General features: G+C 64.9%; 10 protein-coding genes and 1 pseudogene. 5 read left to right on the forward strand and 6 right to left on the reverse strand.

Annotated features, from left to right (window positions below):
* Positions 1–539: 539 nt before the first annotated feature.
* A pseudogene (locus MRBLAR12_RS11695) lies at positions 540–779 on the reverse strand (recombinase family protein); the annotation flags it as partial.
* 543 nt (positions 780–1322) lie between these two features.
* Between MRBLAR12_RS11695 and MRBLAR12_RS11700 the strand changes: the two are divergent.
* The 3 genes from MRBLAR12_RS11700 to MRBLAR12_RS11710 all read left to right on the forward strand — a co-directional run bounded on the left by MRBLAR12_RS11700 (position 1323) and on the right by MRBLAR12_RS11710 (position 3637).
* The gene (locus tag MRBLAR12_RS11700) at positions 1323–1676 is read left to right on the forward strand and encodes a VOC family protein (RefSeq protein ID WP_364746187.1); all 354 of its coding nucleotides are present in this window, start codon (positions 1323–1325) and stop codon (positions 1674–1676) included.
* 364 nt (positions 1677–2040) lie between these two features.
* Positions 2041–2298 (forward strand): hypothetical protein, encoded by a 258-nt coding sequence (locus tag MRBLAR12_RS11705; protein WP_229996170.1) that lies wholly within the window; start codon positions 2041–2043, stop codon positions 2296–2298.
* Positions 2299–2668: 370 nt separating this feature from the next.
* Positions 2669–3637, forward strand: coding sequence for a DUF4386 domain-containing protein (locus MRBLAR12_RS11710; protein WP_364746190.1), 969 nt, complete (start codon positions 2669–2671; stop codon positions 3635–3637).
* Between the two features lie 805 nt (positions 3638–4442).
* On the opposite strand, the gene MRBLAR12_RS11715 is transcribed toward MRBLAR12_RS11710, so the two are convergent.
* Both MRBLAR12_RS11715 and MRBLAR12_RS11720 read right to left on the reverse strand, forming a co-directional pair.
* Positions 4443–5921, reverse strand: coding sequence for an FAD-binding oxidoreductase (locus MRBLAR12_RS11715; protein ID WP_364746193.1), 1479 nt, complete (start codon positions 5919–5921; stop codon positions 4443–4445).
* Between the two features lie 107 nt (positions 5922–6028).
* Positions 6029–7756 (reverse strand): helix-turn-helix transcriptional regulator, encoded by a 1728-nt coding sequence (locus MRBLAR12_RS11720; RefSeq protein WP_364746196.1) that lies wholly within the window; start codon positions 7754–7756, stop codon positions 6029–6031.
* A 478-nt stretch (positions 7757–8234) separates the two neighbouring features.
* Here MRBLAR12_RS11720 and MRBLAR12_RS11725 point away from each other — a divergent pair, with 478 nt between their 5' ends.
* The gene (locus MRBLAR12_RS11725) at positions 8235–8666 is read left to right on the forward strand and encodes a DUF309 domain-containing protein (RefSeq protein WP_229994289.1); all 432 of its coding nucleotides are present in this window, start codon (positions 8235–8237) and stop codon (positions 8664–8666) included.
* A gap of 98 nt (positions 8667–8764) precedes the next feature.
* Here the strand turns inward: MRBLAR12_RS11725 and MRBLAR12_RS11730 are convergent, their stop codons facing one another.
* The 3 genes from MRBLAR12_RS11730 to MRBLAR12_RS11740 all read right to left on the reverse strand — a co-directional run bounded on the left by MRBLAR12_RS11730 (position 8765) and on the right by MRBLAR12_RS11740 (position 15530).
* Positions 8765–9313, reverse strand: coding sequence for a GNAT family N-acetyltransferase (locus tag MRBLAR12_RS11730; protein ID WP_414645504.1), 549 nt, complete (start codon positions 9311–9313; stop codon positions 8765–8767).
* An 868-nt stretch (positions 9314–10181) separates the two neighbouring features.
* Complete coding sequence (locus MRBLAR12_RS11735) at positions 10182–11546, reverse strand: MFS transporter (protein WP_229994290.1); 1365 nt, start codon at positions 11544–11546, stop codon at positions 10182–10184.
* Between the two features lie 117 nt (positions 11547–11663).
* A complete protein-coding gene (locus MRBLAR12_RS11740; protein ID WP_364746201.1) occupies positions 11664–15530 on the reverse strand; it encodes a hydantoinase B/oxoprolinase family protein in 3867 nt (1288 codons plus the stop codon).
* A gap of 302 nt (positions 15531–15832) precedes the next feature.
* On the opposite strand from MRBLAR12_RS11740, the gene MRBLAR12_RS11745 reads away from it, so the two are divergent.
* Entirely contained in the window at positions 15833–16063 is a 231-nt protein-coding gene (locus MRBLAR12_RS11745) for a hypothetical protein (RefSeq protein ID WP_229994292.1), read from the forward strand.
* Positions 16064–16108 lie beyond the last annotated feature (45 nt).

Raw genomic sequence — 16108 nt, forward strand, 5'->3', positions numbered from 1 at the left:
GCACAGCTGGTCCTTGAACTCCTGGCTGAACCGGCGACGTGATGCAGGCATTCTGCACATTCCTCATTTCAGTAGTCCCCCGATTTTAAGGGGGTCCACTGTCCGAGAACTCCGAGGCGGCCCAAACCTCGGAACTGTCACCATTGACCTGACAAAGAACTGTCACCTATGTCCTGCGACATAACACGTCGGACTGGGTCGTACCTAGGTCGGTTCGGGTCGGATTCCGCATGTTTCCGGGGGAGTCCAGTGTTTGCGTGGGAGGGAATGCGGTTCGAGTCCCACCTCGGGCACGTGTTTTCACTGTTCAGGGGCTTGTGGTCCTCTGAATGTGTACAAATCTCCTTTATGGGCCCCGGGGCCCATTTTTGTTGGTGGCCGTTGCGGTCTGGCGGCTCCTTCTTTTGACGTGGACAGCGGTGTTGCTGGGTTCACCTTCATGGCTGGGAGCGCTTGGAAACTGCATGACTTGCTGTGACTTGGGATCAAATTCTCATGATCGTCCCTGTCGGCGGCCGGAACTCCTGTCCTCGATGATGTTCTCGAGCATCGGGTAGGGGCCGGGCGAACCTATCGAGTTTGGTGACGATCAGGGTGCCGCCGGCCCGGACGGCCGCCAGGGCTTCGTTCAGTCCCGGCCGTTCCCGTTCTCCGGTCACGCCGTGGTCACCATTGATTAGGCCCTCGAGGACGCCCAGACTCGTAAGTGCCTTGCGCTGCGTTGTTAGGTCTTGTTGGTTGGTGGAGACCCGGGCGTAGCCGGAGATCTGCGCGGGCAGGTGCAACTATCGCGATTGTCCAAGTAGAGCGGGACAGTATTGCGGGCGGGATGTACGAGAATCAAGGGTCCCAGCAACTGTGTCGGATTTTCTCGCAGAGCCAGTGCGGGCCGAGGATGTCGCGATGGGGGACCGGCATGCGGGAAACGGTGAGCCCGAACGCCCCGCCTGGGACCTGCACCACCCGGAACTGGCACCGCAGCAGGTCCCGGCAAAGAGCCCGGCGGGAGCTCATGGGCTGCGCGAAGGAGGTGTCGTGGCCATGGAGTTGTTCGTTGTCAGTTCGGCTTCCCAGTCGTTGAAAGCTCCGTTGATTGCGGGGTGCCGTGCCCTAGAAACTTGGACGGCGTGAACCCGTATGGGAAGTCCCCACTCTTGCCAGGTCAAAGGAGAACCGCGCCCCTCAATGGGGAGTGCGGGAGGCGTTCGGCGTGCTCAGAAGGACAATTTTGGGGGTGTGTTCGTTGTCCACACTTTCGGCTTCGGACGTGGTCGTTTGTGGGTCGGACACCGGCGGACGCGTTGCTCAGGTATGCTCCGAAAATGATTGGAAGCGTTGACGAGGTAGTGGTGGATTGCCAAGATCCAGCCACACTCGCTGAGTTCTGGGCCACTGTCCTTGGCGGAACTCCCGTGCATCGAAGCAATGAATGGTCGTTCATCGATCCGCCGGGATGGACGCGATTAGCCTTCCAGCGCGTGCCCGAGACGAAGCAGGTGAAGAACCGCCTCCATATAGATGTGCACGTGGATGACGTGCCTGGCGCTGCCACTGCGGCGGTAGCCCTTGGCGCTGTAATGGTTGGCGCAATCCATGCCGATTCAGTGGGCACATTCCAGGTCTTGCAGGATCCGGAAGGCAACGAGTGGTGTGTCGTTCGCTCAGCCGCCGATTGAGACACAGGTCGTGGCGATTGGCGCGGCCTGCGGAATCGGCGGGGTTACCTCGGTTGAGCATTCACGCTGCCCGCACTGCATAGGTCAGGCTGTCCATTTAGAGCGCCTATTCGAGCCGCGCGCCCTTCCTCCGCCACCTCTGAGGTGGCTGTTGAATTCGGCGCCGGAGTCATCGTGGCCGCCACTGCATTCAAGCTTCCACGCTCGAGGATCAGCCTCTGTACGTGCCGGTAAGTCCGTTCCCTCCATGCGACCATTCAGCTCCGAGCGCCGTGTCATTCTCCGATCGCGGGGCGTAGGCTGAGCACGATCCACTACCCGGACCTGGCGCTTCGGCCGTGGCCACCACAGGAAGGCAGCATCGATGGAGATGATCGTCAAGGACAACTGGCACAGGCTCAGGCCCGAAACGCGGCAATGGCTGGTCGACAACCCGGGATGCCTGATCCTCCCGCGCACGATGGTGGCCACCATCTGTGAGGCGACCGGCGGAAGCGCCGACTGTGACCAGCACGGCGAGATTACGCTCTCACAGGAAGACCGCGATTTTATCCGGTCCCGGGCAGGCCAGATCACGGCAACCGGACCGGACGAGCGTTTCTTCGACGCAACACAGCCCTGAAAGGCAGGCCTTCCAGAGTGCCCCGGGGAACACCGCCGACTTGCCGATTTTCGGGACGGCGGCAGCGGGGGGTGCGCGAGGGCGGAGCCAATTGGCCGAGGTGTGCCGTGTCCTTGTCAGCGTCCCGGCGCAGAGCTACCGTGATGCCGGCGGAGGCAGGATGATGGGGCCTGCGTTGAATGCGGCTTCCTCTATGTCCACCCGGCCAATGTGTGTGGATGTACGCCTCGGCGTCAACCGAACAACTCGGTGACGTGCCCCTGGAGGTGTATCCGCGCACCAGGGTCCGGCGCCGCGGCGGCGGCTTCCAGATGGAAATACTGGACTGACTTATGCCCGGCCGGAAACTGGATGTTGAACATTGACCGTCGTGACATTCACGTACTCGGACAGGAACCTTCGCTGGGTGACGGGCGGATTGTTCGTTGTGTGCGCCCTCGCGTTCGCCGCGGCAGCCACCACACGTTCGGTAACGTTTGACTGGCCGGACATCCTGCGGGAGCCGGCCAGCGTGGTGCTGGCGGCATTCGCAGCCGACGGTCCCAGGTTGGTCTGGATCTGGTTTGCGACGGCCTGGGCGTACGGGCTCCTTGCCGTACCGGTTCTGCTACTGCCCGCGGCGCTCGGCCTCCGCCAGGATCCGGTCCTGCGGGTCGCCACGTACGCAGGTGCCGCCTCGGTGCTGCTGTCTCTCATAGGATTCCTGCGTTGGGTGTTCGTCGTTCCGCCCCTGGCCGGCTCCTATGTCAGCGGCGACGCCACGACACGGGCGGCCGTGGACGCCGCCTGGACCGCCCAACATCAGTTCGGCGGAGCGCTGCCGGGGGAGCATCTGGGTCAGTTGCTTGTCATCGCGTGGTCGGTCACACTCTGCGTGATCATCCTGCGCAGCGGGGTCCTTCCGCGCTGGCTCGGTGCCGTCGGACTCGCCGTCAGCATGATCTACCTGCTGAATCAGGGCGACATCATTGCCACCGCACTCCCGGGCTTCCCCGTCTGGGACCTTGCGGGCCTCCTCGGCAGCACCGGCTGGGGGTTGTGGGTGGCTGCACTCGGCGTCAGCATCGTGGTCTCGCCGGCCCGCCGTGGAACAGCGCCCCGGCGAGACGGCCGGGGTAGCAGCAGCGTGAGCACGGGACTGCACGTCATCTTCGGTACCGAAGCCATCGGGCTCGCCACGTACGACGCCCTCCGGAGCCGCGGCCGGACCGTCCGGCTCGTGAACTGGTCAGGACGAGCACGCGGTCCCAACGACGTGGAAGTTGCCGCCGGGGACGCCAGCGATACCGCATTCGCCGCCGAAGCAGCCCGCGGGGCGCCGTCGTTTATCAGACCCTGAACCCGCCATACCCTGAGTGGAACACACAGTTCTAAGCCCTGCAGTCCGGGGTACTGGCCGCCGCCGAAGGCACCGGCGCCCGTCTGGTCAGCATGGAGAACGTGTACATGTACGGCCGCCCCGATGGACGTCCGCTGACCGAAGAGGGAACACCCCTCGATCAGGCCATCGCCGAAACACTCGTGGATTGCGGCGCTGACGAATTCCCGCTCGTCCGATAGCCCTCCAGAAGGGGAACGCGCCGTTCCGGGGATAGGGCTGTCTCCCTGTCCGATTCGGGGCCGCTGACGACGGCTCAGGGGCGGCTCAGTCAACTTGGTCCGACCCGTTAGGCGCAGGTGTTCCGGGAGGGATCGGGCGAGCCTGTCGAGTTTGGTGATGACAGGCGTGGCGCCATCACTGACCGCGGCGAGGCTTCGCGCAGGCCCGGGCGGGGCACGCGCCAACTTGTGAGCCCGGTATCTGAATGGGATTTTTCGCGGTGGGGGGAACGGGCAGGATATGTTGTGGTGGCGGACCGGCTTACGGGGCGGCGGTGGACCTCCGACTGGTGCGGGGGCCGTACGCCCTGACGCGACTGCATGAAGAAGCGGCGTGGTGAGTGCGATTGTTGGACGAAGTCCTCCCGACAACGTCCGCATCGACCTTTGGGCGATGCCGGAGTCGTGGCCTGGTTGTATGCCAAATCGCGGCTTTCGACCCATGGCGGCCCCGGGGGCGTAGCGGGGCTCGCCCTAGCCGGCAGCAGGCAGTTGATTTCCACCGCGGGCCACACTGCCGCCGCGCATGACCAGCGCCCCGCCCGTCATCCGCTTTCCGGAACGGCTGTGGGTACGACGTTGCGGTTCACCCGGAACTGGTTTCCCGGGTCATATCTGCGTTTGATGTCCACGAGCCGCGCGTAGTTTGCGCCGTAGCTCGCGCGGACACGCTCCTGGCTGTCGTCTGCGGTCTGGAAGTTGATGTAAGTGCGGCCGGTCGCGAAGGGGCGCTGCCGCTGCCAGGCGTCGCGGATCCACTGGCGGTACGCGTCCGCCCGGGGCTCGTTCGGCTCCCACATGCCGTTGACGCCGAGCACATACTGCGCGTTCCGGTTCCCGACCGCGCCGTCGTCCTCGGCGCGTTCGTTGAGCGCTCCGCCGAGGTGGAGGAACCCCAGCTCCGCGCCCGGGACCGGACACTCGGCGAACTGGTCCACGACGGTCGCGAGGAGCCCGTCGCTGAGAGCGGCGACGAACTCGGTCTTCCAGTAATAGTGCAGGCCCTTGGGCTCACCGTCGTCGAGGTAGGACTGGATCTGGGTATACGGCTGCTCGCAAAGCAGGTCCACGATGGGTTTGCCGAGCGCGCGGATCGGCGCGAGCACCTCGTCGACGCGGTCAAGCTCACCGGTGTAGCAGACGGTCATGGCACAGATCTTCCTGCCCTGCCACTCCAGCGGGATGAACGGCTCCGGTGGCGCCTGCATGAGGAGCAGCCACACGGCAAGCTCCCGGGGCGCGTCGCCCGTCATTGTCCGGTAGGCGCGGAGGATCTCATCTGTCCGCTCGGAGGGCCAGGCGATGAAGCCCCCGAACACGATTGGGCCGACGGCATGCAGCCGGAACGTGAAGCGGGTGACGACTCCGAGGTTGGCCCCGGCTCCGCGCACCCCCCAAAACAGGTCGGCGTTTTCGGCACGGTTGGCGGTGCGGATCTGACCGTCAGCTGTAACGATTTCGACCTCTTCCAAATTGTCGACCGTCCAGCCGAATCGGCGGGTCAGATAGCCGAGGCCGCCACCGAGGGCCAGTCCTGCGACGCCAACCTCGGAGATGAAGCCAAGCACGGTCGCCAACCCGTATTCCTGTGTGGCCCGGTCCACGTCCTGCAGCAGACATCCCGGACCGACCCGTGCGAGCCGGGCTTCCGGATCGACGCTGACGGCGTTCATTCCGGACATGTCGAGCATCAATCCACCTTCGGCCACGGCTGTTCCGGCGATATTGTGGCCGCCGCCCTTGATGCTGAGCAGCAGGCGGTTGTCCCGGGCAAAGGAGACGGCAGCCGCGACGTCCTGTGCAGACGCGGCCTGGACCACCAGCGCGGGGGCCTTGGCCACATCGGCGTTCCACAGCATGACCGCTGCCGCCCAGCCGTCAACGCCGGGCCGCAGGAGCGGCCGTCCAATGCCGGAGGCCAGTCCCTCCAGTTGGTCGTCCTTCAGGTGAACCGCGCCGCCGTCGAGTCCGGCGATCACGGTTCGCCCGCCGTTGGACTCCCTTTCCACCAGGTGCCTTGACATTGTTTCGCTCCATTCAGGCTTGTGTCGCTGCTGCTTGTGCACACGAGATTAGGCAGCGGTGGCCACGCGGCGCATCGGTAGAATTGCCCAATTCCGCACCCGGTAATTCAGGCCACGGGCTTACCGCCCTGAATGAGTCCATGCTCGTAGGCGAAGGCAGTAGCTTGAGAGCGTGATGATAGGTCTAGCTTGGTGAAAATGTTGCTGACGTGGCGTGCCACTGTCCGCTCGCTCAGGAACAAGTCGGCAGCAATCGCCCGGTTCGTTTGCCCGCTCGCGACCAGGCGCAGCACCTCCCTCTCGCGGACCGTCAGCGGGATTTCGCTCCCGTGGCCAACTCCTGGCTGCAACGTGTCTATCCTGGCCACATCCGGCAGGGCGCCCAGCTCTTGAAACACCCACCGGGCGGCGTCGAACTCCATTTCCGCCGAGTGTTCGTCTCCGAGGCCGCTGCATGCCAGTCCCATCAGGACCCGGACACGGGCCGCTTCATATGGTGCGTCGAGTTCCTGCCAGTCCGTCCAGGCGCGGCGCAACGCCGCCATTGCAGACTGCGAATGCCCCTCTGCGACGAGTACGGCTCCAGAGGCCTGCGCCGCCTGCGCGCCTAGCCACGACCCGCCGAATCCCTCCGCGATTCCCTGGAGTTCGTCGGTCGCCGCCCGGGCGGCCGGCACATCACCTGCCGCGAGCATAATATCGACACAAGGGCCGAGCAGCTTGGCGCGGTCCACACTGTTCCCTGCTTCGCTAAGCGACCGGCGAATGGCCGCGGCAGCCGCCTCGATTTGCCCTTGGACAAGCCGAAGCAGCGCGAGTCCTGGCTGCGGGTCCCGCACCCATCGGCTGGCATGCAAGTAGGCCGCCTCGGCCTTTGCATATTCGCCGCACAGGCGATGCAGTTCGCCCAGTTGGTAGTACGCTGCGCCGAGTGCGGGCTGGTCCGGCGGGTCGGCCAGCCGCCTGCAGGCGGCCTGTACGGCAATCACGGCATCCGTCCAGGCACCATGGAGTTGCAGGATCTGGGCCCGGTGCACTTGGCACTGCCCTCTGTACGGGACCAAATCCGGTTGGGCCGCGCACCAGCGGCTGAGAGCCGCCGTCCAGTCCTGCGCCCGAGGCAGGTCGAACACGTCAAAACACGCCTCGATCACGGCGCAATATACGATTCCGGCAGCGACTGGGGACACTTCCCCGGCAGTGACAGGGACGATAATTTCGTCCAGCAACTCTACGGCCCGGGTCGTTTCACGCGCACCTACCAGGGACTGCGCGAGCCCGAGCCGGGCCAGCGCCATCAGATCGGGGTCACGGAAGCGGTCGCCTGAGTCAGCGGCAAGGCTGAACGTGGCGCGCGCAGTTGGTACGTTGCCCTCCGCCAGGCTTTCGAGTCCGGCCAACACTAGGACGTATCCCTGCTCGGCACAGTCATGTCCGACGTCGTCGAGCAATCGGCGGGCGCGCGCGAGCCAGGCCCCGGCCCGGGCGTTCTCGCCGCCCAGCACGAGGTGTATTGCGAGCCAAACCCCGCACCGGGCTGCGCCGGAGCGATCCGCACGACGCAATCGCTCTCGGTGCGCGCGTGCCAGGACCTGTTCGCCGACGTCGTCCCTGCCTATCAAGTAGGCTGACGTGGCGAGCAATTCGAGATCATCGGGTTCCAACCGCACGCCACGGTCTGCGGCTGACAGCTCGGCAAACGCATTCGCCCATGCCTGTCTCCCGAAAGCAGTCCGCCCTATTTCGAGCGTGCTGGCGGCCATAGTCAAACCCTTCACCGCTGGGATCGTGTCTACGGTGCTGACAATGGTCATGGCTTCGGTCTTGACGTACACCGTGGAGTCCTATGACATTGAGGATCCTCTTCGGAAAATTCCGTGGCAACAGCAACGCCAGCGCGCCGTGGGGCCAGTGAGGCGTCGGGAGCCACTCGCAGGTTTCCAGCCCCTGGCCGTTATGCCGGACGGTCAGGGGTGTACCGGCCAGGGTGAACCGGACGTCCACTGCAACGTCGGGGGCTGTTCATTCGTTGCTCATGGTGCGCGCTCTCCCAAGTTCCTGTTCATCTGATGAGGACGCCGTCACCCGATCGGCCCAGGCACCAATCGAGCGCCGTGAAACGATCCAGTTGACGTACCTTCGCGGGTCGGCATGCCAGATTGCGCCGCTTGCGACCAGCAGTGATCATTTCTTCTCTCGCGGCCGCTGTCCCGACGGCATCCTAGCGGCGGAGCGGATGTTCGAAGGGCCGGGTCTTAGGATTGGGCGTATGAAGGTCGGTAGGCTCCGGGCACGCTCAGGGCGGAGACGGCAATGACGGGTGACAGGGATCGGGATGCTGCAAGGCGCCCGCGGCAGGCCCGGCCGCGTGACGCTCTTGGCCGGCCGCTGGCGTACGGGAGCGTTGGCGTCGAGCCGGTCTCGGAGGAGCCGCTGCCGCCGGCGGAGACGTTGGTTGCGGCCCGGAGTCTGGTGGAGGCAGGCCGGCCCTTCGCCGCTCATGAGGTACTCGAGGCCCGGTGGAAAGCCGGGCCGGCCGAAGAACGCAACCTTTGGCAAGGTCTCGCCCAGATCTGCGTCGGGCTCACCCACGCCGCCCGGGGGAACAGCATTGGTGCGATCCGGCTCCTCGAGCGCGGTGCGGCCCGCCTAGAGGAGTACGGTTCCGGCGACGGGCCGACCTACGGGCTGGACTTGTCCGCCGTTGTGAGGTGCGCACGTGACCGGATGCGCACCGGCCACTGACCGGCGGCCGGCATCCCCGCGGCAGGCGGCGGAGGCACTAATTCCGGGGGACTGCGGAGAGTTTGCTTGACCATTGGCCTGTCCAATAAGCGGGTCGTTCAGCGGGAGCGGGTTCTCCTGGGCACGACCTTCCGGTCCGTTTCGGCGACGAGGAAGACATCGATCGAATCCTCGTGCTCGTGGACGAATCCGGTGCGTTCGTAGAGGCGTCTCGCCGGGCTGCCTTGGAGGACGGTGAGCCGGAAAGGCCGGTGATCGCGCTTCGCCTCCAATACGTGGCGCAGCACCGCGCTCCCCAGACCCTGCCCTTGATACTCGGGGGCCAGATAGAAGTGTTCGATCCATTTCTCATCCGATTCGGGGCGGACAGCAATGACACCCGCCGCGGAGGCTCCGACGTCGATAACAAACGTATGCGCCGGGTGAAAGCCCGTGAGGAAGCGCTGTCTGACGCGCACCGGATCCCAGCGTCCGAGGCGCTCGAGATCGGGACGCATGACTTGAGCGCGGAGCTCGGCAATCCATGATGCGTCAGAGGGAAGGCTTTGGCGCAATGACCAGACGGGAGGCATGTAGCCATTGAAGCTGAAACTACCCGGTACGACGAAATCGAGCAGGATCCCCGCCCCGTAGCTGAAGAGTGCCATCTGAACGACTGAACCACTCTCGCAACAACGGGCCAAGATCCGCCTGGTTCCCGGGGCGGGATGACCATCCAGACCGTGAAGTGGTTGTGCGGGATCTTCAGTTCCATCGCGCGTTCAAAGAGCTCAACTGCCGTCGGGCGGAGCTGTCCGCCGGGAGGAACTGGAATCCTGGGCAGAAGGTGCCGTCGTCGATGAATTAGTTTTCCTCCGGACCTGACGTTGCCAGTTGTGGACAGGGCTGGGGAGGAGAGTGGACGTCCTAGCGAGGCCAGGTTGCCGGACGGAGCTTCAACGTCCTGGACGGCACGGTCAACGGCAACGGAAGCCGGTTCCATAGTTTTGGCAATAGTGTCAGCGACAGGATCTTCCAAACCCAGCAAGCTCAGAGCTGAAGCTGTCCCAGAGTCACCGCCTGCCCGTCCCGGTTGCAGCGTCCATGCTGCCCACCTATGGGCCCCTTCGGATCACTTCCGCGTTGCGTGATAGCCGCTATCGGCACGCGTCGGGGCATCACCGCGGGCACCGGCCGTGGATGACCGAGCTGGTGGAGCAGGCCAAGCTGCGCAAGGAAGCTTAGCGGAACGAGCGGCCCGTCAGCCCTCTTCGGCAACCTCGGCATGCCACCTCCTGCTCACCCAGGCGGGGAAACGGTGCAGCAGCAAACCCGCTGGACCGGTAGATGACGGGGGTGCATTCATGGATCAGGCGGTGTCAGCGCCAGTGCTTGAGGGCGGTGAGGACCTCGCCGTTAGGTGGTCCACCCGATAAGGGAACCTGCCTTATTAAAGTCATAGGCACGGCGGGAGCTCTCTGGTGTTCAGGGAGTTCCCGCCGTGCGGATGGTGTTTGTGGTGCGGGTTCGTCCCTGTCAGTCCTGGCGGACGTTGCTGGGGTCGACGTTCCGGGCGGCGAAGATGAGCAGGCCGGAGGCCAGGATGGGGAGGACGCCCCACCATAGGGTGGCGTTGATCCAGCCGGCGCCGGCGGCGAGGGCGGCGGTGATCAGCAGGCCGCCGATGATCGCTCCGACCTGGCCGGAGGCGTTGATGATGGAGCTTCCGGTTGCCCGGGTGTGGACGGGGAAGCTTTCGCCGGTGAAGAACAGCAGGGCGGAGAAGGGGCCGATGAGGAAGAACAGCCCGGCGCTGTACAGCCCGATGATGAGCGGGAAGTTCCCGTTCGGTGCCTGGAGCATGGTGAAGAAGGAGGCGGAACACAGGATCCAGCCGATTCCGATCGCGTTGCGGCGCCCGATCCGGTCGCCGAGCCAGCCGTGGAACAGGTAGCCGGCGAAGGCCGTTGCATTGGAGATGATGAGTACCAGCAGCGCGTTGTCGAACTCGATGTTCTTGCCGTCCGGTGCGGTAAGCAGCGACGTGCCGAGGATCGCGAATGCAAGGACGCCGAGCCAGTTCAGGAGGAAGGCTCCGCCGATCGTCAGGGTGGACCTCAGCGACTCTCCGCGGAAGACCGAGACGAGTGGGCTGGCCTTCTCCGAGACGTCGATTCCGTATTTGCTTCCGAGCTGCTGCGCCTCTTCGATCCGGCCGTCCTTGATCATCTTGTCGATCTGGTGACGGTGGGCGAATTGGGGGCTCTCCTTGAGCCAGCGTCCGGCGATGACGATGAAGACGGCGGGGAGGGCGGCGACGGCGAAGCAGAGCGCCCACCCGCCGATGGGGAACAGCAGGTAGACGGACCCGGCAGCAAGTACGGAGCCGACCGGCCAGCCGGATTGGACGAGTGAGTAGATGAGACCGCGGCGGCGGGCCTTGGCGGGATCGCTGTTGTGGGCGAACATCTCGTTGAGGTAGGCCGCGTTGATGGCCTGTTCGGCGTAGCCGAGGCCGGCCAGTGAACGCACGAGGACCAGGAAGACGAGTCCCAGGCCGGCAGCGATGCCCACAACCCAGCCGACAGTGGCGGTCAGCAGTGAGGCGACGGCGGCACCGACGACGGCGATCAGGATGCCCTTGCGGCGGCCGATCCGGTCGACGATCGGGCCGATCCCGAAGGCCACGAGTGCAGTGCCGGCGGTCACCCAGGTATTGATCCCCGTGGACTGGGCCGCGCTCAAGCCGAGGTCTGCGGCCAGCACCGGCAGGAGGTTGCCGAACAGGACGAAGTCATAGACGGCGAAGGTCCAGGCGAAGAAGCAAATCCAGGTGGCCAGCCGGACGTCCTTGGGCGTGACATCAGACTCGACAAATTGAAAGGTTGGGGCAGTGGTCATAACGGTTCCTAATTCACGGGGATGGTGGGGGTGTGATCAGTAGGGAACGAAGGGGGCGGCCTGGAGACCAGCGTCAATAACTGGCTCCAGGCCGCCCCTTTTACTGCGTTTACTGGCTTAGGTTGCGGAACTGAGCTCGGCGACCAAAACCTCGCGGCGTTCGGCGGTTGACCTCAGATCGACCGTGAGTTGGCCGCTGACCTCCTTGAGGACCACACCGTAGTCACGGGCGGCCGCCTCGGCGGTCGTGAAGCCGTCCAGCACGTCCTCGAGGACCTTCAGCGGGTCCCGCTTGTGCGGGTCACCGAAGCCACCACCGCTGGGCACGGTGATCTGCAGGGAGTCACCGGCCAGCAGTTGACGTCCGGTGACCTTGGACGGCCAGGACTCCTCGCCCGCCCGGCCGACGTTCTTCACGAGCGAGCCGTTGAGGCCGTCATGGCCGCCGAAGGCGCCCCATGGCACGTCCGACTCGTGGCGTTCACCCTCGCAGGTGATCGCGGTGTCGGTCAGGAAGGTGTTCTCCCGGACGATGCCGATGCCGCCGCGGAATTCACCGGCGGCCGCCGGCTCGGAGCGCAGTTCGTAGCGGTCGGTGCGCATCGGGAACCGCCACTCGAGCTCCTCGATCGGGTTGTTGCGGGTGTTGGCGATGAGGTTGTCTACGGAGTCCGGCCCGTCGCTGGTGGCGCGGGCGCCGTAGGAGCCCTCGTTGACCTCGAGGTAGACCCAGTACTCGCCCTGTTTCTCGTCCCATCCGGAGTAGGAGATGAAGTGGATGTGGGCGGAGTTGCCGGCGGTGACGCGCTCGGGGATGACGGGGGCGAGGGCCCGCAGGGCCAGGTCGACGGCCCGCTGTACCTGGGAGAACCGCGAGAAGGTTGCGGCCGGGTACGTGGGGTTGAAGATGGTGCCCTCCGGGGCGATGACCTTCAGCGGCTTGAGCATGCCCTCGTTTTGGGGCACGAACACGGGGAAGGCGACCTCGTCCAGGAATATCATCCGGGTGATGAACGTGAATGCCGAGACCGTCGTGCCCTCGAATGCGCAGTTGTAGGCGGTGGGCACCTGTTCGGAGGATCCGGTGAGGTCGTAGGTGATCTCGTCACCCTCGATGATCACCTTCACGACGATCGGCAGCTTCTTGCCGTAGTTGCGGCCGTCGTCGTCCAGGTAGCCGACCTCGGTCTCGTAGACGCCGTCGGGGATCTTGGCGATCTCCTGGCGCAGCATCCGCTCCGAGTAGTCGATCCAGCTCTGGCCGGCTTCGCGGACCGCGCCGAAGCCGTACCGCTCGATGAGGGCGGTATAGCGGGACTTGGCCAGCTCGCAGGCGGCGATCATCGCCTGGAAGTCGCCCTCGTTGGAGGTGGGTGTCCGGGTGTTGTTGAGGATGTGCCGGATCAGCGATTCCTGGCGGACGCCCTTCTCGGAAATCTTCACTGCCCGGAAGATGGTGCCTTCGGACTGGATGTCCTGGATGTCCACCATCAGTCCGGAGTACGCACCGCCGTTGTCGATCAGCTGGCCCGAGGCGCCGGCGAAGCCGACGAGTTCCCCGTCGTGGAAGATCGGTTCGATGATCGCGACGTCGGGGGAGTGCGTGGCGCCGAGGTACGGATCGTTGTGCAGGATGATGTCACCGTCGTGGATGTCGTCGCCGAGGACCGAGATCACACCCTTGACGATCTTGGGCATCGAGCCCATGAACATTGGCGTGGAGTCGGACTCGGCCAGCACGTTGCCGTCCTTGTCGAAGAGCCCTGCACCGAGGTCCTCGGACTCACGGATGATCGAGGAGTAGGCCATGCGGAAGAGCACCGATGCCATTTCCTTGGCTGCGGAGTTCAGGGCGCCGCCGATCACGCGCATCAGGATCGGGGTGGCCAGTTTCTCGGCGCTCTGGGTGGCGGCCGGGCAGTCGATGACGAGGTTGCCGGCTGCGTCCACCGCTCCGGAGAATCCCGGAGGAATAACTGTGGTGGAGTCGTACTGCTCGATGATGGCGGGGCCGGTGAAGGTGATTCCCACGCCCATCCTGTCGCGGTCGTAGAAGCCGGTGTCCAAGGTGACCGGCTTGCCATCCTGTTCGAAGGTCACCGGGCGGGTTTCCACCAGGGCGTCATCGAGGGAACCGGACTTGATCGCTTCCGGCGTGGGCAGGTCATCCATCAGGGCGCTGGCCTCCACGCGGATGTTGATGACTTCCACAGTGCCGTTCTTGAAGCGGTGCCCGTACTCCTCGAAGTGGGCGTCGTGGAAGGCTGCCTCGGCCTTTTCCAGCCAGGCCTGGTTAACCGGTCCGGCGGGCGCAGTGAAGCGGATCTCGTACCCCTGGCCCTCGTAGCGCGCGTCGGCGAGCCATTCGAGCTTGCGGCGTCCGGCTGGCACATCCTCGGCATCGAGTTGGGCGTTGGCCTCGCGCTCCAGTTGCTCATAGGAGCCCTGGATGGCGGCGGGGTCCGCGCTGGCGAACGTGAACCGCCTCGTGGCGACGAACTCATACTTCTCGTCGGTAGCCAGCAGGCCGGTCGCAGCCATGATGCCCGGGTGGGCCGGGATCAGCACCTTCGGGACCTCCAGCTCCGCGGCGATCTCGCAGGCGAACAGTGCGCCGGCGCCGCCTGCCGCGACGAGGGTGAAGTCACGTGGATCGTAGCCGCGGCGTACGGAGTTCTGCTCGATCGCCTGGGTCATGCCGAACTTCTGGATCTGCAGCGCGCCGAGGGCGGCCTGGTCCACGGACATGTTGAGTTTTTCCGCCAGACCTTCCATGGCCTTTCGGGCGCCATCGAGATCCAGATCCATGCCTGAGCCTGCCAGGACGCGGTCAGGACGCATGCGCCCCAGCAGCATCTGGGCGTCAGTTGATGTCGGCTCCGTCCCGCCGCGGCCGTAGCAGACCGGGCCCGGGACGGCGCCGGCAGACTGCGGACCGACGCGGAAGACCCCGCCGGCGTCGACGTAGGCGATGGAGCCGCCGCCTGCGCCGATGGTGTCGATGTCCACCATCGGGACCATTGCCTGGTGGTCGCCGATCTTGGTGTCCAGCAGGTGGCGCATGCGCAGTTCACCCTGGTAGGCCACACCGATGTCCGCTGAGGTCCCCCCAATGTCCAGAGTGACCACGTTCTCGAAGCCGGACTGACGACCGGCCCACATGCCGCCGATCAGGCCGCCGACCGGTCCGGACATCATCAGTGTGACGGGCCGCTTGGCGGCTTCCTTGATCGGGACCATACCGCCGGACGACTGCATCAGCAGGATCTCCCGCTTGTAACCCAATCCTTCTGCCTGCTCCTGCAGGCGGTAGAGGTAACGGGAGACCCGGGGCCCGACATAGGCATTCAGCGCCGTGGTGGAAAACCGCTCATACTCCCGGTACAGGGGCACGATCTCGCTGGAAAGGGACAGGTAGGCCTCAGGGAACTCCTCCGCGACGATTTCCCCGATCCGCTGCTCGTGGGCGGGATTCAGATACGAGTGCAGCAGGCAGACGGCGATGGCTTCGACTCCGGCCGCCTTCAGCTCGTGCACGCGCTCACGGACCTCGTCCTCGTCCAGGGGAACCAGGACCTCGCCGTTCGGTGCGGTGATGCGCTCCTTGACGGTGAGCCTGTGGCGGCGCTTGATCAGGGGCTTGGTCTGCCAGGGCAGATCCTGCTGGAGGGAGAAGTTGTACGGCTTCTTGTGACGGGCGATGTGCAGGATGTCCCTGAAACCCTCGGTGGTGATCATCCCGACCTCCGCACCCGTGTGCGTCAGCGCGGTGTTGGTGGCGACAGTGGTTCCGTGCACCAGCTGGTCGATCTCCGAAAGCGACACACCGGCCTTCGCGCAGAGCTTTATGATGCCGTTGATCACGGCCTCAGACGGATCGTGCGGGGTGGAGGGAACCTTCTCCACAACGGCGATGCGCTGGTCGTCGTCCGAGAAATACAAGTCGGTGAATGTACCGCCGACGTCTACTCCGATGCGCTTCATAAGGGGGTCCTTTCGAAAGTTTGGTTCAGGACTGGGTTGAAGGTAAAGACGGGGGCCTCTCGGCCGGGCCCGGATTCACCCGGGATTGGAGCTAGTCCGCTGGGCCGGGGGTCCGGTCCCGCAATCCGATGTGCGGTAGCTCACATCGTTGCTTAGAAAGCAATTTAGTTCCTTTATGAACAACGCGCAATGCTTTTGACGTTCATTTCTTGGGACTTCCCCTTTTGCGTCAGGGGACGTGCGCCTCCCAAAGTGTTGGAGAGCAGCTTGCGGAAGGATTCGGCAAGGCTCTGCCAAGCAAGGTGGGGAGGGGGGAGGACGCGATCGCCGAGGGCTTCCGCCCGATCATCGTCAAGGAGGCCGTGGGCGACCGCGTGCCAGGAGTCGTGGCGTGGAACCTGTTCGATATGGACTCCAAGTTCGGCGACGTGGAGCCGCTGGAGAACGTCATCCAGTACCTGAACAACCTGCCCGACTTCGCTGATACCGTCCCGACCTCGGCGATCCCGGTCGCCAGGGCTGCCGTCGCCTGATCTGACCCTCAATGCCACAGCGCGGCCCCGGATCTCCTGGGCCGC

It is taken from the genome of Arthrobacter sp. LAR12-1-1.1, from assembly GCF_040676555.1.
Taxonomy (GTDB): Bacteria; Actinomycetota; Actinomycetes; order Actinomycetales; family Micrococcaceae; genus Arthrobacter.

What these genes read in the sequence shown, in the direction of transcription:
- MRBLAR12_RS11725 (WP_229994289.1), top strand. Translation starts at nt 8,235, where the DNA reads ATGACGGGTGACAGGGATCGGGATGCTGCAAGGCGCCCGCGGCAGGCC.
- MRBLAR12_RS11730 (WP_414645504.1), bottom strand. Translation starts at nt 9,313, where the DNA reads ATGGCACTCTTCAGCTACGGGGCGGGGATCCTGCTCGATTTCGTCGTA.
- MRBLAR12_RS11705 (WP_229996170.1), top strand. Translation starts at nt 2,041, where the DNA reads ATGGAGATGATCGTCAAGGACAACTGGCACAGGCTCAGGCCCGAAACG.
- MRBLAR12_RS11735 (WP_229994290.1), bottom strand. Translation starts at nt 11,546, where the DNA reads ATGACCACTGCCCCAACCTTTCAATTTGTCGAGTCTGATGTCACGCCC.
- MRBLAR12_RS11740 (WP_364746201.1), bottom strand. Translation starts at nt 15,530, where the DNA reads ATGAAGCGCATCGGAGTAGACGTCGGCGGTACATTCACCGACTTGTAT.
- MRBLAR12_RS11715 (WP_364746193.1), bottom strand. Translation starts at nt 5,921, where the DNA reads ATGTCAAGGCACCTGGTGGAAAGGGAGTCCAACGGCGGGCGAACCGTG.
- MRBLAR12_RS11700 (WP_364746187.1), top strand. Translation starts at nt 1,323, where the DNA reads ATGATTGGAAGCGTTGACGAGGTAGTGGTGGATTGCCAAGATCCAGCC.